The 19,630-nt window shown below is 55.3% G+C and carries 18 protein-coding genes; 11 read left to right on the top strand and 7 right to left on the bottom strand.

Features of this window, described 5'->3' with window-relative positions; genetic code table 11:
* Nucleotides 1-149: 149 nt before the first annotated feature.
* Nucleotides 150-653, bottom strand: coding sequence for a molybdopterin-guanine dinucleotide biosynthesis protein MobB (gene mobB / locus SB719_RS15925; protein ID WP_412159405.1), 504 nt, complete (start codon nt 651-653; stop codon nt 150-152).
* Entirely contained in the window at nt 653-1,225 is a 573-nt protein-coding gene (gene mobA, locus SB719_RS15920; RefSeq protein ID WP_292972667.1) for a molybdenum cofactor guanylyltransferase MobA, read from the bottom strand. Before mobA ends, mobB begins: the two co-directional genes overlap by 1 nt.
* Before the next feature lie 46 nt (nt 1,226-1,271).
* Between mobA and SB719_RS15915 the strand changes: the two genes are divergently transcribed.
* From SB719_RS15915 to polA, 4 genes are all read left to right on the top strand, one after another.
* Nucleotides 1,272-1,547 carry a YihD family protein gene (locus SB719_RS15915; RefSeq protein WP_412159404.1) on the top strand — a complete coding sequence of 92 codons (276 nt, stop codon included), beginning with the start codon at nt 1,272-1,274 and terminating at the stop codon, nt 1,545-1,547.
* 46 nt (nt 1,548-1,593) lie between these two features.
* Nucleotides 1,594-2,580: a serine/threonine protein kinase gene (locus tag SB719_RS15910; protein ID WP_292972673.1), complete on the top strand. Its 987-nt coding sequence runs from the start codon at nt 1,594-1,596 to the stop codon at nt 2,578-2,580.
* 26 nt (nt 2,581-2,606) lie between these two features.
* Complete coding sequence (dsbA, locus tag SB719_RS15905; protein WP_304234524.1) at nt 2,607-3,236, top strand: thiol:disulfide interchange protein DsbA; 630 nt, start codon at nt 2,607-2,609, stop codon at nt 3,234-3,236.
* Nucleotides 3,237-3,601: 365 nt separating this feature from the next.
* The gene (gene polA / locus SB719_RS15900; protein ID WP_412159403.1) at nt 3,602-6,385 is read left to right on the top strand and encodes a DNA polymerase I; all 2,784 of its coding nucleotides are present in this window, start codon (nt 3,602-3,604) and stop codon (nt 6,383-6,385) included.
* 290 nt (nt 6,386-6,675) lie between these two features.
* On the opposite strand, the gene yihA is transcribed toward polA, so the two are convergent.
* A complete protein-coding gene (yihA, locus tag SB719_RS15895) occupies nt 6,676-7,320 on the bottom strand; it encodes a ribosome biogenesis GTP-binding protein YihA/YsxC (protein ID WP_065648385.1) in 645 nt (214 codons plus the stop codon).
* Between the two features lie 554 nt (nt 7,321-7,874).
* Here yihA and yihI point away from each other — a divergent pair.
* A complete protein-coding gene (gene yihI / locus SB719_RS15890) occupies nt 7,875-8,396 on the top strand; it encodes a Der GTPase-activating protein YihI (protein ID WP_065648386.1) in 522 nt (173 codons plus the stop codon).
* 233 nt (nt 8,397-8,629) lie between these two features.
* Nucleotides 8,630-10,003 (top strand): oxygen-independent coproporphyrinogen III oxidase, encoded by a 1,374-nt coding sequence (hemN, locus tag SB719_RS15885; RefSeq protein WP_292972682.1) that lies wholly within the window; start codon nt 8,630-8,632, stop codon nt 10,001-10,003.
* Between the two features lie 31 nt (nt 10,004-10,034).
* Here hemN and SB719_RS15880 read toward each other — a convergent pair whose 3' ends face one another.
* From SB719_RS15880 to glnA, 4 genes are all read right to left on the bottom strand, one after another.
* Entirely contained in the window at nt 10,035-10,160 is a 126-nt protein-coding gene (locus tag SB719_RS15880; RefSeq protein WP_292972685.1) for a YshB family small membrane protein, read from the bottom strand.
* 99 nt (nt 10,161-10,259) lie between these two features.
* Nucleotides 10,260-11,669: a nitrogen regulation protein NR(I) gene (glnG, locus tag SB719_RS15875; RefSeq protein ID WP_065648389.1), complete on the bottom strand. Its 1,410-nt coding sequence runs from the start codon at nt 11,667-11,669 to the stop codon at nt 10,260-10,262.
* A gap of 7 nt (nt 11,670-11,676) precedes the next feature.
* On the bottom strand, nt 11,677-12,726 hold the full coding sequence (gene glnL, locus SB719_RS15870) for a nitrogen regulation protein NR(II) (RefSeq protein WP_065648390.1): 1,050 nt from the start codon (nt 12,724-12,726) through the stop codon (nt 11,677-11,679).
* Between the two features lie 177 nt (nt 12,727-12,903).
* On the bottom strand, nt 12,904-14,313 hold the full coding sequence (gene glnA / locus SB719_RS15865; protein WP_065648391.1) for a glutamate--ammonia ligase: 1,410 nt from the start codon (nt 14,311-14,313) through the stop codon (nt 12,904-12,906).
* Nucleotides 14,314-14,752: 439 nt separating this feature from the next.
* Between glnA and typA the strand changes: the two genes are divergently transcribed.
* The 5 genes from typA to fabY all read left to right on the top strand — a co-directional run bounded on the left by typA (nt 14,753) and on the right by fabY (nt 19,621).
* Entirely contained in the window at nt 14,753-16,573 is a 1,821-nt protein-coding gene (gene typA, locus SB719_RS15860) for a ribosome-dependent GTPase TypA (protein WP_065648392.1), read from the top strand.
* A gap of 138 nt (nt 16,574-16,711) precedes the next feature.
* Complete coding sequence (gene yihX, locus SB719_RS15855) at nt 16,712-17,308, top strand: glucose-1-phosphatase (RefSeq protein ID WP_065648393.1); 597 nt, start codon at nt 16,712-16,714, stop codon at nt 17,306-17,308.
* 5 nt (nt 17,309-17,313) lie between these two features.
* Nucleotides 17,314-18,180, top strand: a complete 867-nt coding sequence (locus tag SB719_RS15850; RefSeq protein ID WP_065648394.1) for a virulence factor BrkB family protein — start codon at nt 17,314-17,316, stop codon at nt 18,178-18,180.
* A complete protein-coding gene (dtd, locus tag SB719_RS15845; protein WP_292972694.1) occupies nt 18,177-18,614 on the top strand; it encodes a D-aminoacyl-tRNA deacylase in 438 nt (145 codons plus the stop codon). Before SB719_RS15850 ends, dtd begins: the two co-directional genes overlap by 4 nt.
* 59 nt (nt 18,615-18,673) lie before the next feature.
* Entirely contained in the window at nt 18,674-19,621 is a 948-nt protein-coding gene (gene fabY / locus SB719_RS15840) for a fatty acid biosynthesis protein FabY (RefSeq protein WP_065648396.1), read from the top strand.
* Nucleotides 19,622-19,630: the final 9 nt, after the last annotated feature.

Genomic DNA, 19,630 nt, shown 5'->3' with positions numbered 1-19,630 from the left:
CTCAGAAGTGAAACGCCGTAGCGCCGATGGTAGTGTGGGGTCTCCCCATGCGAGAGTAGGGAACTGCCAGGCATCCATCAAGTAAGAGAGCCCTGAACGTCTGTTCAGGGCTTTTTTACGTCTGCAGAAAACGCAGAAGTGAGTAAAATTTAAGCTTTTTTCAGCCAGCTGACGATAAAGTCAGCGATGCGGTCAGGCTGGTTGATATCCAGCAGCGGCAGATCAAGCGCCAGGGCTTCATCGCTGGCTATGGCAATCACATATTCATCCAGCAACTCTTCTGCCCCGCCTTTAACACCACGCCGCCACAGCGCAATTTTTGCCACCTTTTCATCCCTGAATCCTTCAACCAGTATCAGATCCAGCGCTGCGCTGTTCATCTGTGCTGCCAGATGCTGCAGAGATGCGGGTTCATCTGGCGTTTCACACATCAGTGCCCAGCGCCGTTCACTGGCAACCATCACCTGGTCGGCGCCCGCTTTACGTAAAACGTAGCTGTCTTTACCTGGCGTATCGATCTCCAGCTGATGATGAGAATGCTTGATCAGCCCGGTCCGGATCCCGCGCTGTTTTAACAGCGGTATCAGCGATTTAAGCAGCGTAGTCTTGCCGGTACCGCTCCACGCGGCAATCGCGAGTAAAGGGGCGTCCATTATTCTCCTTCCTCCTGTGCCAGATCGTCTGCGGTATTGATATTACGGAATACCGTCTCATCCTCATCAAACAGCACTGCATGGCCGCCGCTGGCGCGCAGAAACTGCATCAGACGCCGTTCGCCGCGTGAGAGATACATGGCCAGTTCATCAGCCAGCGCCCGGTTAAGCAGAGCCAGTACCGGATGATCGCGCATGACCGATCTGACCCAGACCGCCGGCGCCTCTGCGCGCTGTTGCCATAGCCGCAGGACAAAATCCTGAGGAATATAGGGTGTATCACAGGCGCAGAAAACAACCCATTCGCTCTGGCTATGGCGTAATCCGCTCAGCATACCCGCCAGCGGACCGGGCCAGTCAGGTAATGTGTCTGTTATCACTTTACAGCCGCTTAACTGATATTGATCAAGGTGCCGGTTAGCGCTGATCAGCACACTCTCTACCTGTGGCTGCAGTCGCTGCAGCACATGCTGATAAAGAGGCTGATTATGCAGCCGCACCAGCCCCTTATCACGACCTCCCATACGGCTGCCCTGGCCACCCGCCAGAATAACGCCGGTAAATACGGGCATGGTTATCTCCTTTTATAAACCCGCGCAGTGTAACGAGGGATCGGCTATGAAAACCCATCGTCTTAACGAACTGATGGCGCTCCTGCAGCCTGCCTGGCAGCAGGAGCCTGAATGTAACCTGCTGGCTTTTTTACACAAGCTGGCGCACGAGGCGGGCTTTCATGGCCCGTTAAGTGAATTAAGCGACGACATATTGATTTACCATCTCAAAATGCGTGATACCGATAGCACCACAGAAATACCCGGTATCAGAAAAGATTACGAGGCAGACTTTAAAACAGCACTGTTACGCGCACGCGGTGTGATCAAGGCTGACGAGTAGTGCTATCCTTGCGCATCTACTGCAAAGGTAACATACAGGGCCGACAATGAACGACGCTGCCTTTAATTTTCATACGCTGGATCCGGATGCCATTCTCGACGCTTTATGGGATACCGGCCTGCGGGTGGAGTCAGGCTTAACGGCGCTGAACAGCTATGAAAACCGCGTTTACCAGTTCAGCGATGATGAAAACCGGCGCTACGTCGCTAAGTTTTATCGTCCGCAGCGCTGGAGCCGGGAACAGATCCTTGAAGAGCATGCGCTGGCGCTGGATCTGCTGAATGACGACGTGCCGGTAGCGGCACCGCTTACGCTACAGGACAGCACGCTTAACCAGCATGCCGGATTTATGTTTGCCGTGTTCCCCAGCGTCGGCGGTCGTCAGTATGAAACGGACAATGAGGAACAGATGGAGTGGGTGGGCCGCTTCCTCGGCCGCATGCATCAGACCGGACGTCGTAAACCTTTCGTCCGGCGTCCGGAGCTGGGGCTTGAAGAGTATATCCGGCAGCCACAGCAGACGCTGGCCCACAGCGAGCTGGTACCGGCAAGGCTTAAAGAGAGCTTGCTGAAGGCTATAGAGCGTCTCTTCAGCACGCTGCAGCAGAGCTGGCACACGCAGTGGCAGCCGCTGCGCCTGCACGGCGACTGTCATCCGGGCAATATTTTATGGCGTGACGGCCCGATGTTTGTTGATCTGGATGATGCGCGCACCGGCCCGGCCGTGCAGGATCTCTGGATGCTGATAAACGGCGATCGACAGGAACAGCGCATTCAGTGGGATATTCTGATAGAGGCGTATAACGAGTTCGGTGATTTCGATTTACATGAATTGACACTGATTGAGTCTTTACGCGCCATGCGCATGGTTTATTATCTGGCCTGGGTCGTACGCCGCTGGCAGGATCCCGCTTTTCCGCGTGCGTTCCCCTGGATGACTGACGAGGATTTCTGGCGCCGGCAGATTGCACTCCTGATTGAGCAGGAGCGACTGTTGCACGAACCCCCATTACGGCTTGGTCCGCAATTTTAATAACGTACTCAGGAGATAGGTTAACAATGAAAAAAATCTGGCTTGCGCTGGCGGGAATGTTGCTGGCATTTAGCGTATCAGCGGCGCAGTTCACCGACGGTAAACAGTATGTCACGCTGCAGAAGCCGGTTGCAGGTGAACCTCAGGTCATGGAATTCTTCTCGTTTTTCTGCCCGCACTGCTATCAGTTTGAACGTGTTTACCACGTCAGCGAGGCAGTGAAGAAGAACCTGCCGGCTGAGACCAAAGTGACAAAATATCACGTCGATTTTCTCGGCGGTGACTTAGGGCCGGTTGTAACGCACGCCTGGGCAGTGGCTATGGCACTCGGCGTGGAAAGCAAAGTTACCGCACCAATTTTTGATGGCATTCAGAAGACGCAAACCATCACCGATCCGGCCAGCCTGAAAGAGACCTTTGTCAAAGCAGCAGGGATCTCAGCTGGCGATTATGATGCCGCCTGGAACAGCTTTGCGGTCAAGGCGCTGGTTGCGCAGCAGCAGAAAGCCGCTTCTGACGTCAATCTGCAGGGCGTGCCGGCTATTTTTGTTAACGGCAAATATATGGTCAATAACGGCGGTCTGGACACCAGCTCTATGGAGAATTTTGTCGCCGATTATGCCAACGTGGTTAAGTTCCTGGCTGAAAAGCAGTAACGTAATACGCTTAAACGCTGGCAATGCCAGCGTTTTTTATTTCTTTCTCCCTCATTTATTCTTTTTCCGCGGATCCTCCGCAGTGATATCCACATGGACGATCGCGTCCCCGAAAGCGCGCTCTGTGTCACGGCAACTTATTAACTTACTGTAAATAAATAGTTATTATCTGATCTTTTTTTTTCTCATCCTGAAAAATTAGCGCCCTGTAAAATTTGCGCACAAAGTTATCCACAGAAAGATCGTTGCGATCCGCGTTTGATAACCGTGAAAAAAAGCGCCTCTCTCCCGTGTTCATTCAACATTTTTCTCAGGTTGTGGCATCCTTATAAGCCTGAATCTCGCAACGAAGAAACCTTAACACTATGGCGAAAATCGCAGAAAATCCCCTGATTCTGGTAGACGGATCCTCTTATCTCTACCGTGCATATCATGCCTTTCCGCCACTGACCAACAGCGCGGGTGAACCCACCGGCGCGATGTATGGTGTGCTCAACATGCTGAAAAGCCTGCTGATGCAGTATCAGCCCAGCCATGTGGCTGTGGTCTTCGATGCGAAAGGAAAAACCTTCCGTGACGAACTGTTCGAACACTACAAGTCTCATCGCCCGCCGATGCCTGACGATCTGCGTGCGCAGATCGCACCGCTGCATGAAATGGTAAAAGCGATGGGGCTGCCGCTGCTGGCCGTATCGGGCGTGGAAGCGGACGATGTTATCGGTACGCTGGCGCTGGAAGCGGGTAAACAGGGGCGCAGCGTGCTGATCAGCACCGGTGATAAAGATATGGCGCAGCTGGTGACGCCAGAGATCACGCTGATCAATACCATGAGCAATACCGTACTGGGACCGGAAGAGGTTGAAGAGAAATATGGTGTGCCGCCTGCACTGATCATCGATTTTCTGGCGATGATGGGCGACAGTTCCGATAACATTCCCGGCGTGCCGGGCGTAGGTGAGAAGACCGCGCAGGCGCTGCTGCAGGGACTGGGTGGCATGCATGCCATTTATGAAAATCTCGACAAAGTAGCCGGTCTGGCATTCCGTGGCGCGAAAACCATGGCGGCCAAACTCGAACAGAACCGCGATGTGGCCTTTCTCTCCTACCAGCTGGCGACCATTAAAACGGATGTGCCGCTGGAGGTGAGTTACGATCAGCTGACGGTGAACCAGCCTGATGTTGAGACGCTGCAGACGCTGTTTGCCCGCTTTGAATTCCGGCGCTGGCAGGCCGATCTGCAGGAAGGTAAGTGGCTGCAGGGCAAAAAGAGCAATGTGCAGGCGCAGAGCGTGCTGGCTGATGAGCCCGAGGCCGCGGAAGCCACCAGCGTGCTCTCAGCAGACGGGTATGTCACTATCCTTGATGAGGCAACCTTTAGCGCCTGGCTCGATAAACTGAAGCAGGCTGACGTGTTTGCCTTCGACCTTGAAACTGATTCACTCGATACGCTCAGCGCGACCATTGTGGGTATCGCCTTTGCCGTCGCGCCCGGTGAGGCCGCCTACCTGCCGGTGGCGCACGACTATCTGGACGCACCCGATCAGCTCGATCGCACCGACGTGCTGGCGAAATTAAAACCGCTGCTGGAAGATGAACGCGCGGCGAAAGTCGGGCAGAACCTGAAGTACGATCGCGGCGTGCTGAAAAATTACGGTATCGAACTGCGCGGCATCCGGTTTGACACCATGCTGGAGTCATACTGTCTGAACAGCATTGGCGGCAAGCATGATATGGACAGCCTCTCGGCGCGCTGGCTGAATCACAAGACGGTCACGTTCACGGAGATCGCCGGCAAAGGCAAAAATCAGCTCACGTTTAACCAGATTGCGCTGGAGCAGGCGGCACATTATGCGGCAGAAGATGCCGATGTGACGCTGCAGCTGCATCAGCAGATGTGGCCAAAGCTGGAGCAGGAAGCGGGTCCGAAACAGGTCTTTACGGACATCGAAATGCCCCTGGTCACGGTGATTTCACGTATTGAGCGTAACGGCGTGCTCATCGATCAGAACATCCTCGCCAGGCACTCTCAGGAGCTGACCACCCGCCTCTCTGAACTGGAACTGAAGGCGCATGAACTGGCGGGCGAGCCGTTTAATCTCTCCTCAACCAAACAGCTGCAGACCATCCTGTTTGAAAAGCAGGGCATTAAGCCTACGAAGAAGACGCCGGGCGGCGCACCTTCAACCAGTGAAGAGGTGCTGGCCGAGCTGGCGCTTGATTATCCGTTGCCAAAAGTCATTCTGGAGCATCGGGGGCTGTCAAAGCTGAAATCTACCTACACCGATAAACTGCCGCAGATGATTAATCCGGTCTCCGGACGCGTTCACACCTCTTATCATCAGGCCGTCACGGCGACCGGCCGTCTCTCTTCGACCGATCCGAACCTGCAGAACATTCCGGTCCGTAACGAAGAAGGTCGCCGGATCCGTCAGGCCTTTATTGCCGGTACAGATAAACGGATTGTTGCTGCGGACTATTCCCAGATTGAGCTGCGCATCATGGCGCATCTGTCACAGGATAAAGGTTTGCTGGATGCCTTTGCCCAGGGAGAGGATATTCACCGTGCCACGGCAGCGGAAGTATTTGGTTCCGCGCTGGAAAAGGTCTCAGCCGAGCAGCGCCGCAGCGCCAAAGCGATTAACTTTGGCCTGATTTATGGCATGAGTGCTTTTGGTCTGTCGCGCCAGCTGAACATCGGTGCCGGTGAAGCGAAGAAATATATGGATCTCTACTTCGAACGCTATCCGGGCGTGCTGCGTTACATGGAAAAGACCCGCGATCAGGCGGCGTCCAAAGGCTATGTGGAGACGCTGGACGGGCGTCGCCTGTGGCTGCCGGATATCAAATCCAGTAACGCTATCCGCCGCAAAGCGGCTGAGCGTGCGGCAATCAATGCGCCGATGCAGGGAACTGCAGCAGATATCATCAAGCGGGCAATGATTGCCGTGGATGGCTGGCTGCAGCGGCAGAACGGTGATGACGTGAAGATGATCATGCAGGTACACGATGAACTGGTGTTTGAGATCCACAAAGACGCGGTGGAGAGCGCCAGCGCAAAAATCCGTCAGCTGATGGAGAGCAGCATGACGCTGGATGTGCCGCTGCTGGTGGAAGTCGGCGTCGGTGATAACTGGGATCAGGCGCACTGATCTAACTTGCTGCCTGCTAAACATTTTTTCGGGAATTAAACTATAGCTTCTGTGCAAAAGTGTGACGAGGCTGGTAAAAATTATGTCAAAACCTGAAAGTGAATCACAAAAAATCCTTTGTCGGTCAGAAAAAATCAGGTAAAGTTCGTCGCGTAGGGTACAGAGGTAAGATGTTCTATCTTTCAGACCTTTTACTTCACGTAATCGGATTTGGCTGAATATTTAGCCGCCCCAGTCAGTTATGACTGGGGCGTTTTTTATTGGGCTTTTTTCACCTGACCACGCTGCCGTTACTCTGCTGGCAGGTTATCTGCATCGCCTTCCCGGGCCGGCTCAAGTTCGCTGAACCAGGTATCCAGCTTCTGACGCACTTTGTCCACGCCCAGCTTTTTCAGCGAAGAGAACATCTCAACCTGCACGTCGCCCGTAAAGCCCAGCGCGGCTTCACGCACCATATTGAGCTGCGCTTTACGCGCGCCAGAAGCGAGCTTGTCCGCTTTGGTCAGCAGCACTAAAACCGGAATGTTGCTGCTCACGGCCCACTCAATCATCTGCTGATCGAGATCTTTAAGCGGGTGGCGGATATCCATCAGCACCACCAGCCCTTTCAGCGCCTGCCGCTTTTGCAGATATTCTGCCAGCGCACGCTGCCATTTACGTTTCATCTCTTCCGGTACTTCGGCATAGCCGTAGCCGGGCAGATCCACCAGACGTTTGCCCTCAACCACTTCAAACAGGTTGATAAGCTGGGTACGTCCCGGCGTTTTACTGGTGCGCGCCAGACTTTTCTGGTTAGTCAGGGTATTAAGCGCACTGGATTTGCCTGCATTTGAGCGCCCGGCAAAGGCTACTTCAATACCCGTGTCGGACGGCAGATGACGGATATCTGGCGCACTGAGCATGAAGTGAGTAACGTGATAATTCAAAGCAGACAAAATAGACTCCAGCTGATAGATACGGACTAATGCGCTGATTATACCTGTTATGACGCAAAAGTATCTGACAGCCGTTGCCCTGACAGACTGTGTAAGAGAACGCCGTTTCATGATGCCAGTTTTGGCTGAAATATAAAAAGTTCAATATTTTTTTATCATTAATATACAACGTCTTGCGTTGTTTTAATCACTCTTTTCTCTAAATAAGGGCAAGGACTCACTTGTTGATTCTGCACTTTCGTCTACATTTGGTGTCAGTGCAAGGCAGCACCCATCAGGATGATGCGCTCAGGAGTGTCCGGAAGACCACGAGCATGGCAGGAGTACGATTCAGGCAGGAATCGGGAAAGGACAGGGATTACTCGCAGGAGCGATATGGCGACGGAGTGACCGGGACGTTGAGAGCCGTAAAGGATTTATTCAGAGTTTCCTTCGTACGAAGGTGCGAAATAAGGCGATAGCAAAAGCTATCGCCTTTTTTCTTTGTCTGCTTTCTGCTAGATTTCGCCGCAATTCTATACTGAACTCACCAGGCATCACTGAGACCGGATACCATGAAGCAACCTGCACCCGCCCAGCGTGGCAAACCCGCTGCTAAAGCCAAACGCAAATCACGTGAAGAACTGAATCAGGAAGCGCGCGATCGTAAACGTGACAAAAAGCACAGCGGCCATAAATCGGGCAGCCGTGCCAGCCCGACGGCGCAGAGCAGCGGCAGCGCACAGACTAAAAAAAGCAGCGATGCCCGCATTGGCAGCAAAAAACCGGTATCGCTGGTGGCTGAAGGCAAAACGCAGCCCGTGACAAAAGCGGCACCTCAGCCCAAAGCGAAAGCGCAGAAAGTACGCCTGACGCCTGAAGAGGAGCTGGCGAAGCTGGAGAACGACGAACGTCTCGACACGCTGCTTGATCGCCTGGAAAAAGGCGAGACGCTGAGCGGTGAAGACCAGGCGTGGCTGGATGAGACGCTGGACCGCATCGATGAGCTGATGGAAACGCTGGGGATCGCGCTGGATGATGACGCCGAAGATGAGCAGGCTGAAGAAGATATGATGCGCCTGCTGAAAGGGCAGTAATTCCGTTACCGGACGGCATGCGCCGTACCGCATGCCGCGCTGAGCAGGTATTCAACAATGTTTTGGCCTGGATCAATTTTAGCGCTGCTGCTCACATGTTATATCCTCTGGTTATTGTTTAAACTACGCCGCCTGTCGCGCCTGAAATCGCGTTTACGGCGGCGTTCCCTTCACCGCTTCACTGACCCTTCTGCGCGACCTTTCCGGACCACACGCCACCGAAAGAGGTAAGCATGACCGCGCAGCAGATAGAATGGGATCAGCAGCTGGTTGAGAAATACAGCGGCTCAGGCCCGCGTTATACTTCCTATCCCACCGCGCCGGAATTCAGTGAAATTTTCCGCGACGCAGATTTTCAGCAGGCTGCTACCCGCTATCCTCACCGGCCGCTCTCCCTTTACGTGCATATTCCGTTCTGTCACAGGCTATGTTACTTCTGCGGCTGCAATAAAATAGTGACGCGTCAGCGGCATAAAGCTGACCGCTATCTGAATGCGCTGGCACAGGAGATCGCCTGTCGTGCACCGCTGTTTGCCGGTCGCCGGGTAACTCAGCTGCACTGGGGAGGCGGCACGCCGACCTTCCTTGACGGACCGCAGATAAGCCGGCTGATGGCGCTGTTGCGGCATCACTTTGATATAGCGGATGACGCTGAAATGTCGATCGAAATCGATCCGCGTGAGATCGCACCGGCCACGATCGATCATCTGCGGGCGGAAGGATTTAACCGCCTGAGCATAGGGATTCAGGATTTTGATCGGGCGGTGCAGGCGCGCATTAACCGGGTACAGGATGAAGCGGCAATTGGTGCGCTGGTAAAGCGCGCGCGCGAACAGGGCTTTCGTTCGGTCAGTTTCGATCTGATCTACGGTCTGCCGCTGCAGACTGCGGAACGCTTTGCACGGACGCTGCAGCGGGTGATCGGGCTTGCTCCCGACCGTCTCAGCCTGTTCAGCTATGCGCATATGCCCGCGCTGTTTGCGGCGCAGCGCAAAATCAAAGCAGCAGAGCTACCCGACGCCGCGCAAAAGCTGCTGATCCTGCAGCAGAGCATTGCCACACTGACCGCCGCAGGCTACCAGTTTATCGGGATGGATCACTTTGCCCGGCCGGATGATGACCTGGCGATCGCGCAGCGCAGCGGCCTGCTGCACCGCAATTTTCAGGGCTACACCACGCACGGTGAGAGCGATCTGCTGGGACTGGGCGTGTCTGCTATCAGCATGCTGGGCGACAGCTATGCGCAGAACCGGAAAGTGCTGAATGAGTGGTATGCAGGGGTGGAGCAGCAGGGTAGCGCGCTGTGGCGCGGATTAACGCTGACGGAGGATGATCGTTTGCGGCGCGAGGTCATTAAACAGCTTATCTGCAACTTCACGCTCGATTTTGCCGCCGTGGAGGCGCAGTGGCCGGTCGCGTTTGAAGACTATTTTGCTGAAGATTTGACGCAGTTAGCCCCGCTGGTGGCGGAGGGGCTGGTGCGTTATGAAGCGCGGCGCCTGACGGTGACCGGGCGCGGCCGTCTGCTGATCCGCTCTGTCTGCATGTGTTTTGATCGCTATCTGCGGCAGAAAAACCGCCAGCAGCACTATTCCCGGATTATTTAAATAACAAAGGGAGCAGTACGCTCCCTTGCTATTAACTGAACAGGCTCGCCGTAACGGCGCATACCACAGCAGCCAGCGCAGTCTGCGGCGAATGTGCCACCGCGCTGCCAATGGCTGCCAGGTTATGCGCTATCGTCAGCATGACAGATTGCAGCATGATACTTCTCTCCCGATTACCGCGCATATGATACTCATCGGTAACGGTCTGTACAGCCTGTGCGTGCAAAAAATCAGCAGAAAGCCGCTCTCTGCAGCGTTACTCCATGCCCAGCTCTTTGAGCTTGCGCGTCAGCGTGTTGCGTCCCCAGCCGAGCAGGCGTGCCGCTTCCTGTTTATGCCCCTGAGTATGACGCAGCGCCGTCGTCAGCAGGGTGCGCTCCATCTCCGGTTGCGCTTCGGATAACAGGTTCTGATGACCGGAACGCAGTGCGCGATCGGCCCACTGTGCCAGCAGCGTGGCCCAGCTGTCCGGCAGCGATTGCACCGGACTGTCAGGCGTGACGGATTCAAACAGCTCCGGCGGCAGATCCTGAATCAGCACTTCCTGACCGGCGGCCATGACCGTCAGCCAGCGGCAGGTGTTCTCCAGCTGGCGCACGTTGCCTGACCAGTGCAGGCGGGTCAGCGCCGTTTCCGTTTCCGGATGCAGGATTTTGGCCTCAACCCCCAGCTCGCGCGCGGCGACCTGCAGGAAGTAGCGTGCCAGACGCGGAATATCTTCGCGGCGCTCACGCAGCGGCGGCAGATGCACACGAATAACGTTGAGGCGGTGGAACAGATCCTCACGGAATTTGCCCTCCTGCACGCGCAGCTCAAGGTTCTGATGCGTGGCGGCAATAATGCGCACATCCACCTTTACCGGCGCGTAGCCGCCCACGCGATAGAACTGACCGTCTGCCAGCACGCGCAGCAGACGCGTCTGCACATCCAGCGGCATATCGCCAATCTCATCAAGAAACAGCGTGCCGCCATCCGCCTGTTCAAAGCGGCCCTGGCGGATCTGGTTAGCGCCGGTAAACGCCCCTTTTTCATGCCCGAACAGCTCAGATTCAATCAGGTCTTTCGGGATCGCTGCCATATTCAGCGCGATAAAAGGCGCCTTGGCCCGCGGGCTGTGGCGATGCAGCGCATGCGCGACCAGCTCTTTACCGGTTCCGGACTCTCCGTTGATCAGCACGCTGATTGAGGAGCGGGAGAGACGGCCAATAATACGGAACACATCCTGCATCGCCGGCGCTTCGCCGATGATGTCGGTTGTCGGGCCGCTGACGGGCTGATTGCGCGGCTGCTGCTGCTCCTGATAGTGGCTGATGGCGCGCTCGACCAGCGCGACCGCCTCATCAATATCAAACGGCTTCGGCAGATAATCAAACGCACCCTGCTGATAGGCGCTGACGGCGGCATCAAGATCGGAGTGCGCCGTCATAATGATGACCGGCAGCATCGGATGACGCTGTTTAATCTGCTTAAGTAGCGCCAGGCCATCCATGCCCGGCATGCGGATATCTGACAATAATACGTCCGGGGTTTTGCTGGCGAGTGCATCCAGCACTTCACTGGCGCTGTCAAACGTCGCGCAGCTTAAACCGGCTCCAGTGAGCGCGCGTTCAAGCACCCAGCGGATGGAGCTATCGTCATCGACGATCCAGACTATCCCTCGTTGCATAGAAACCTCACTGGCGAATGGGCAGGTAAACCGAAAATTCGGTATGGCCTGGCCAACTGTTAAATTCAATTTTTCCTGAGTGCTGATCGATCAGACTGCGGGCGATAGAGAGCCCGAGACCGGTGCCGCCTTCGCGTCCGCTGACCATGGGATAGAACAGCGTATCCTGCAGCTGTGCCGGGATACCCGGTCCGTTATCTTCCACATCAATACGCGCCACCAGCCGGTAGCGCGTGCCGTGCAGCGTCAGCTGAAAAGCGGTGCGCGTACGCAGCACGATGGTACCGCCCTCTGCGCCCAGCGCCTGCAGCGCATTGCGTACTACGTTAAGCAGCACCTGTTCAATCTGGTCAGGATCGTGCGGCAGTTCCGGCAGACTGGGGTCGTAGTCGCGCACCAGCGTGACGTTATCCGGCAGCTCCATCGAGACCAGCTTGACCACGCGTTCAGCCACCTGATGAATGCTCTGCGTAACGTGCAGCCCCGGCTGCTGCGGTCCCAGCAGACGATCCACCAGATTGCGCAGCCGGTCTGCCTGCTCGATGATAACGTTGGTATATTCATTCAGCGACGGGTCAGGTAGCGCGCGCGACAGCAGCTGCGCCGCGCCGCGCAGGCCGCCAAGCGGGTTTTTAATCTCATGCGCCAGGCCGCGTACCAAATCGCGTGCGGCAACCTGCTGAGCATGCTGGATCTGCTCCTGGCTGAGCCGGCGCTGATTGTCCATCGGGGCCATCTCCAGCAGGATCAGGCCGTCTGGCAGACGCTGCGCGGTCAGCGACATAATATGCGCACGTCCGTCGACCACCAGCGTGACTTCGCTGTCGGTAAAGCCCTGGCCCGCAGCCAGGCTCTCACGCATCACGTCAATATTCAGCGAAAAGTAGCCGGTCAGTTCCGGCAGCGGTGTGCCAAACAGTTTGCGCGAACTCTGCGCCAGCAGCTGCTGCGCAGCCGGATTGGCATAGCGGATCACCAGCCCGTCATCGACCAGCAGGATACTGTTTATCAGGGAGTTGAGAATCTGCCCTGCATCAGGCAGTGAGCCAGCAACCATACCACGATCCTCTGCACCAAATTAGTGCACTATAGCGTTTTGGGATGGAAAACTCCCTGATAACGGCAATTTTGCGGTGAAAAAAACCCATCCGGAGATGGGCTAAAGTTTCCACGGCAACAAAAAAACGTTGTCCTCTTTTGCCCGGACTGGCGGACAAAAGAGGTGAATGGCCATTTAAACGCTGTAGTAGAGTTCAAATTCAACCGGGTGTGGCGTCATGCGAACGCGATCAACATCTGGCTTGCGCAGCTCGATGTAAGCATCGATAGCGTCGTCAGTGAATACGCCGCCGCGGGTCAGGAACTCGCGATCTTCATTCAGCGCATTCAGCGCCTCTTCCAGAGAACCGGCTACTTTCGGGATCTCCGCTTCTTCTTCCGGCGGCAGATCGTAGAGGTTTTTGTCCATCGCATCGCCAGGATGGATTTTGTTGATGATGCCGTCGAGGCCAGCCATCAGCAGTGCAGTAAACGCCAGGTATGGGTTAGCCGCTGGATCCGGGAAGCGCGCTTCAATACGGCGAGCTTTCGGGCTGGCAACAACCGGAATACGGATAGAGGCAGAACGGTTACGCGCAGAATAAGCGAGCATAACCGGCGCTTCATAACCCGGCACCAGACGCTTGTAAGAGTTGGTGGTTGGGTTAGCCAGGGCGTTAATTGCTTTAGCGTGCTTGATCACACCGCCGATGTAGAACAGTGCCGTTTCAGACAGGCCGCCGTACTTATCACCGGAGAACAGGTTTACGCCACCTTTAGAGAGTGACATATGGCAGTGCATACCGGAGCCATTGTCGCCAAACATCGGTTTTGGCATAAAGGTTGCGGTCTTGCCGTAAGCGTGCGCGACGTTGTGGACGACATACTTATAAATCTGAATTTCGTCCGCTTTTTTGGTCATGGTATTGAAGCGGGTTGCCACTTCGTTCTGACCAGCGGTTGCCACTTCGTGGTGATGTGCTTCTACAACCAGCCCCATCTGCTCCATGGTCAGACACATGGCAGAACGAATATCCTGAGAGGAGTCAACCGGTGGCACCGGGAAGTAACCGCCTTTCAGACCCGGACGATGGCCTTTGTTGCCGCCTTCGTACGCTTTGCCGGTGTTCCAGCACGCTTCGATATCATCGATAGCAACGTGTGAACCTGAAGTCGACGAGCCGAAACGGATATCGTCAAACAGGAAAAATTCTGGCTCAGGCCCGAACAGCACGGTGTCAGCAATACCGGAAGAGCGCAGGTACTCTTCGGCGCGCTTGGCAATGGAACGCGGGTCGCGATCGTAACCCTGCAGCGTGCCTGGCTCAAGGATGTCACACCGGATGATGAGAGTCGGGTCTTCGAAGAACGGATCCATTACCGCGGTGGTGGCATCCGGCATCAGCACCATGTCTGATTCGTTAATGCCTTTCCAGCCACCGATGGATGAACCATCGAACATTTTGCCTTCTTCAAAGAAGTCTGCGTTAACCTGATGAGCAGGAATGGTGACGTGCTGTTCTTTACCTTTGGTATCGGTAAAACGCAGATCGACGAACTTAACTTCATGCTCGTTCATCATCGAGAGAACGTGTTCAGCGGACATACTCAACTCTCCTGGAAATGGTCATCTGTTGTCGTGGTGAGAGAACTCAAAATGCCTGGAATGTGTCACGACTACTGACCACCCCTGACTAAGATCCCGGCAAGCTATTCAGCCATCAGGCCACTGTCGTTTGCACTTAAAAAAGATAAAGCGAATTCTGTGCCAACTTTTTTCAAGCGCGATAAATGGCGCTGTGCGGCGCGCTGCGGTGCATCAGCAGCTGCACCAGAACAGACGCATTGCTTTATTATGGTGCAAATCCGCGTGGTGTCAGCACTAAAATGGTGCACAAAGCCAGCAGGATGCAGATATTTGCACCGCTAATGGTGCTAAAAATCAGCAGCGCGAGAATATTGTCGGGAAAACTGTGATCATGTTCAGTATTCCGCTTAATCCGTGTACAATACCGCGTTATTTCTATAATGCCTGAGGCAAAGCTGTGATCGAAAATTTGCGTAACATCGCCATCATCGCGCACGTTGACCATGGAAAAACCACCCTGGTCGACAAACTGCTGCAACAGTCCGGTACTTTTGACGCTCGTACCGAAGCGACTGAACGTGTGATGGATTCCAATGATTTGGAAAAAGAGCGTGGAATTACCATCCTCGCAAAAAACACCGCCATCAAATGGAACGACTACCGTATCAACATCGTTGATACCCCGGGACACGCCGACTTCGGTGGTGAAGTAGAGCGCGTCATGTCCATGGTGGATTCGGTGCTGCTGGTTGTTGATGCGATGGATGGCCCTATGCCGCAAACCCGCTTCGTAACCAAGAAAGCCTTTGCCCACGGTCTGAAACCTATTGTGGTTATCAACAAAATTGACCGTCCAGGCGCGCGTCCTGACTGGGTTGTAGATCAGGTATTCGACCTGTTCGTTAACCTCGACGCGACTGACGAGCAGCTGGACTTCCCTATCATTTACGCGTCAGCGCTGAATGGTATTGCAGGTCTGGAACATACTGATATGGCTGAGGACATGACCCCGCTGTATCAGGCAATCGTCGATCACGTTTCTCCGCCGCAGGTTGAAGCTGATGCGCCGCTGCAGATGCAGATTTCACAGCTGGACTACAACAACTACCTGGGCGTTATCGGTATTGGCCGCATCAAGCGCGGTAAAATCAAGCCGAACCAGCAGGTAACGGTGATTGATAGCGAAGGCAAAACCCGTAACGCAAAAGTAGGCAAAGTGCTGACGCATCTGGGTCTGGAGCGTATCGACAGCGATCTGGCAGAAGCGGGCGACATCATTGCCGTTACCGGTCTGGGTGAGCTGAACATCTCCGATACCATCTGCGACACGCAGAATGTACAGGCCCTGCCGGCGCTGAGCGTGGATGAGCCGACCGTGACCATGTTCTTTAACGTCAATACCTCACCGTTCTGCGGTAAAGAAGGTAAATACGTTACTTCACGTCAGATCCTGGATCGCCTGAACAAAGAACTGGTACACAACGTTGCGCTGCGCGTTGAAGAGACCACCGATGCTGACGCGTTCCGCGTATCAGGTCGTGGTGAGCTGCACCTTTCTGTTCTGATCGAAAACATGCGTCGTGAAGGTTTCGAGCTGGCGGTATCCCGTCCAAAAGTTATCTTCCGTGAGCATGAAGGCCGCAAGCAGGAGCCATTTGAGAACGTAACCCTCGATATCGAAGAGACCCATCAGGGCTCGGTGATGCAGGCGATGGGTGAGCGTAAAGGCGACCTGAAAAATATGGATCCGGATGGCAAAGGCCGCGTACGTCTCGACTACGTGATCCCAAGCCGTGGTCTGATCGGCTTCCGTAACGAATTCATGACCATGACCTCCGGTACCGGTCTGCTTTATTCTACCTTCAGCCACTACGACGACGTTCGTCCGGGTGAAGTGGGTCAGCGTCAGAACGGCGTTCTGATCTCCAACGGTCAGGGTAAAGCCGTTGCGTTTGCGCTGTTTGGTCTGCAGGATCGCGGTAAGCTGTTCCTGGGTCACGGTGCAGAAGTCTATGAAGGCCAGATCATCGGTATTCACAGCCGCTCTAACGACCTGACAGTAAACTGCCTGACCGGTAAGAAACTGACCAACATGCGTGCGTCAGGTACCGATGAGGCAACCACGCTGGTTCCGCCACAGAAAATGACGCTGGAGCAGGCGATCGAGTTCATCGATGATGATGAACTGGTTGAAGTCACGCCACAGTCAGTGCGTATTCGTAAACGTCACCTGACCGAGAACGATCGCAAACGCGCGTCTCGCGGCGGTAAAGAGTAAGCGATACCTTCTGTTATCAGGCCCCGCACTGCGGGGCTTTTTTGTTTTTGTTGCCCGCCTTTTCCCCGGCTGCTTACTGTTCAGCTACGCTTTTTGCCGCTAGAGTGAATGATCCCGGAAGCACAGAGGAGAGGCGTCATGCTGTACATCTTTGATTTGGGTAACGTGATCGTTGATATCGACTTCAATCGCGTACTGGGCGTCTGGAGTGATTTAGGTCGCGTGCCGCTGGCCACGCTGCAGAGTCGCTTCGGCATGGATGAAGCGTTTGAACAACATGAACGGGGTGAAATCAGCGACCCTGAATTTGCTGAACGTCTTTGCGAGCAGCTCGATATTGCCCTGAGCTACGAACAGTTCACTGCCGGCTGGCAGGCCGTGTTTGTCGGCGTGCGCCCGGAGACGCTGGCCATCATGAACCAGCTACGCGCCCGGGGCGAGCGCGTAGTGATCCTTTCCAACACGAATCAGCTGCATTTTGAGTTCTGGCCAACACACTATCCGGAAGTGCAGCAGGCTGCCGATCGCGTCTATATGTCGCAGGATCTCGGCATGCGTAAACCGGAAGCCCGTATTTTCAGCTATGTGCTGGCGCAGGAGGGGTACACTGCCGATCAGGCCATTTTCTTTGATGACAATCAGGCAAATATCGATGCGGCACGCGCGCTGGGAATAGACAGCGTGCTGGTGGAGGACCACAAAACCCTGCCAGACTGGTTTGCAGCGCGTGGATAAATGTGATGGCTAACACTCTGCGCCACCGGGCGCATGCGTTCTTTTTATGGCTCAAGCTGCTGTGGCGGCGTATCGACGAAGACAACATGACCACGCAGGCAGGTAATCTTGCCTACGTCTCCCTGCTGGCACTGGTGCCGCTGGTCGCGGTGATCTTCGCGCTGTTCGCCGCCTTCCCGGTGTTTTCCGACATCAGCGTACAGCTCAAGAATTTTATTTTTACCAACTTCATGCCGGCAGCGGGTGACGTGATCCAGCGCTACCTCGACCAGTTTGTGGCTAACGTTAACAAAATGACGGCAGTGGGGGCTGTAGGGCTGATTGTGACGGCGCTGCTGCTAATGCACTCCGTTGACAGCGCGCTGAACACCATCTGGCGCAGCAATTCGCCGCGTCCGATGGTCTATTCGTTTGCCGTCTACTGGATGATCCTGACGCTGGGACCGCTGCTGGCTGGTGCCAGTCTGGCAATCAGTTCCTATTTGCTGTCGCTGCGCTGGGTGAATGTTACCGGCGTAACCAGCCTCATCGACCAGCTGCTGCGTATTTTCCCGCTGGTGCTCTCTATTCTGGCGTTCTGGCTGCTTTACAGCGTTGTGCCAACGCGCCGCGTGCCGGGGCGCGATGCGCTCACGGGGGCAGTGGTGGCAGGTCTGCTGTTTGAGCTGGGCAAAAAAGGCTTTGCGCTCTATGTTACGATGTTTCCTTCGTATCAGTTAATTTACGGCGTACTGGCCGTTATTCCGATCCTGTTTCTGTGGGTCTACTGGACGTGGTGTATTGTTTTGCTGGGAGCGGAAGTCACCGTCACCCTGAACGACTATCGCCAGCTAAAGCAGCAGGAACATGAACCATCCCGTGAGGAAACATGATTGCATTAATTCAGCGCGTCAGTGCCGCCAGCGTGACGGTCGACAACCGGATCATTGGTGAGATTGGCGCAGGACTGCTGGTGCTGCTGGGCGTGGAGAAAGAGGATGATGATCAAAAAGCGCGGCGACTCTGCGATAAAGTGCTCGGCTACCGTGTTTTCGGTGACGAAAATGACAAAATGAATCTGAATGTGCACCAGGCTGGTGGCAGCGTGCTGGTGGTTTCGCAATTTACGCTGGCAGCAGATACCCGTAAGGGCATGCGCCCCTCATTTTCCGGAGGAGCCGCACCGGCCGAAGCGGAGCGACTGTATAACGTCTTTAGCGACTGCTGCCGGGCCAGCGGTATCACCACCGCCTGCGGTCGCTTTGCGGCGGATATGCAGGTTTCACTGGTAAATAACGGTCCGGTCACTTTCTGGTTGCAGGTGTGAGATCGGCAGTCGGGCGACAGGCGATCGGCCACGCAGGCTCCGAACGGGAGAACCATTTTATGTATCATCTTCGAGTGCCGCAGACGGCTGAAGAGCTGGACATGTATTACCAGTTCCGCTGGGAAATGCTGCGCAAGCCGCTACGCCAGCCACAGGGCTCAGAACGTGACGCCTGGGATGCGCTGGCGCATCATCAGATGGTGGTGGATGAGCAGGGCAAGCCGGTTGCTGCAGGCCGCCTCTATATCAATGCCGAGAACGAAGCAGCTATTCGCTTTCTGGCCGTGCACCCGTCGGTACAGGGCAAGGGGCTGGGTACGCTGGTGGCGATGACGCTGGAGTCCGTTGCACGCCAGGAGGGCGCCAAGCGCGTAACCTGCAGCGCGCGCGAAGACGCCGTGGAGTTTTTTGCCAAGCTGGGTTTTATCAATCAGGGTGAAATTACGGCACCGCAGACCACGCCGCTGCGTCATTTTCTGATGATTAAACCGGTGGTGACGCTGGATGACATTCTGCACCGCGCCGACTGGTGCGGTCAGCTGCAGCAGGCGTGGTATGAGCACATTCCTCTGAGTGAAAAAATGGGCGTGCGCATTCTGCAATATACCGGGCAGAAATTTGTTACCACCATGCCGGAGACCGGCAATCAGAACCCGCACCATACGCTGTTTGCCGGCAGCCTCTTTTCACTGGCCACGCTGACCGGCTGGGGACTGATCTGGCTGCTGCTGCGCGAACGTCACCTGGGCGGGACCATTATTCTGGCGGATGCGCACATCCGCTACAGCAAACCTATCAGCGGACGGCCCGGCGCCATCGCCGATCTCGGCTCGCTGAGTGGCGATCTCGATCGCCTCGCGCGCGGGCGTAAGGCGCGCGTGCAGCTGGAGGTAGAGCTGTATGGTAATGAGGAGCCGGGCGCAGTATTTGAGGGCGTCTATATTGTACTGCCTGCAGATCAGCATGGTCCGCTTGAAGCGGGTGGCTCTGGCGCGCTGATAAACTAAGGGTGTCGG

This window comes from Pantoea sp. SIMBA_079 (assembly GCF_046940275.1).
GTDB lineage: Bacteria > Pseudomonadota > Gammaproteobacteria > Enterobacterales > Enterobacteriaceae > Pantoea > Pantoea borealis.
This window is presented reverse-complemented; position numbering and strand designations above follow the sequence as displayed.

Bases quoted from the DNA above. Each gene is read 5' to 3' on its own strand.
- mobB (WP_412159405.1), bottom strand. From the start codon at position 653: ATGGACGCCCCTTTACTCGCGATTGCCGCGTGGAGCGGTACCGGCAAG.
- mobA (WP_292972667.1), bottom strand. From the start codon at position 1,225: ATGCCCGTATTTACCGGCGTTATTCTGGCGGGTGGCCAGGGCAGCCGT.
- SB719_RS15915 (WP_412159404.1), top strand. From the start codon at position 1,272: ATGAAAACCCATCGTCTTAACGAACTGATGGCGCTCCTGCAGCCTGCC.
- SB719_RS15910 (WP_292972673.1), top strand. From the start codon at position 1,594: ATGAACGACGCTGCCTTTAATTTTCATACGCTGGATCCGGATGCCATT.
- dsbA (WP_304234524.1), top strand. From the start codon at position 2,607: ATGAAAAAAATCTGGCTTGCGCTGGCGGGAATGTTGCTGGCATTTAGC.
- polA (WP_412159403.1), top strand. From the start codon at position 3,602: ATGGCGAAAATCGCAGAAAATCCCCTGATTCTGGTAGACGGATCCTCT.
- yihI (WP_065648386.1), top strand. From the start codon at position 7,875: ATGAAGCAACCTGCACCCGCCCAGCGTGGCAAACCCGCTGCTAAAGCC.
- hemN (WP_292972682.1), top strand. From the start codon at position 8,630: ATGACCGCGCAGCAGATAGAATGGGATCAGCAGCTGGTTGAGAAATAC.
- SB719_RS15880 (WP_292972685.1), bottom strand. From the start codon at position 10,160: ATGCTGCAATCTGTCATGCTGACGATAGCGCATAACCTGGCAGCCATT.
- glnG (WP_065648389.1), bottom strand. From the start codon at position 11,669: ATGCAACGAGGGATAGTCTGGATCGTCGATGACGATAGCTCCATCCGC.
- glnL (WP_065648390.1), bottom strand. From the start codon at position 12,726: ATGGTTGCTGGCTCACTGCCTGATGCAGGGCAGATTCTCAACTCCCTG.
- glnA (WP_065648391.1), bottom strand. From the start codon at position 14,313: ATGTCCGCTGAACACGTTCTCTCGATGATGAACGAGCATGAAGTTAAG.
- yihX (WP_065648393.1), top strand. From the start codon at position 16,712: ATGCTGTACATCTTTGATTTGGGTAACGTGATCGTTGATATCGACTTC.
- SB719_RS15850 (WP_065648394.1), top strand. From the start codon at position 17,314: ATGGCTAACACTCTGCGCCACCGGGCGCATGCGTTCTTTTTATGGCTC.
- dtd (WP_292972694.1), top strand. From the start codon at position 18,177: ATGATTGCATTAATTCAGCGCGTCAGTGCCGCCAGCGTGACGGTCGAC.
- fabY (WP_065648396.1), top strand. From the start codon at position 18,674: ATGTATCATCTTCGAGTGCCGCAGACGGCTGAAGAGCTGGACATGTAT.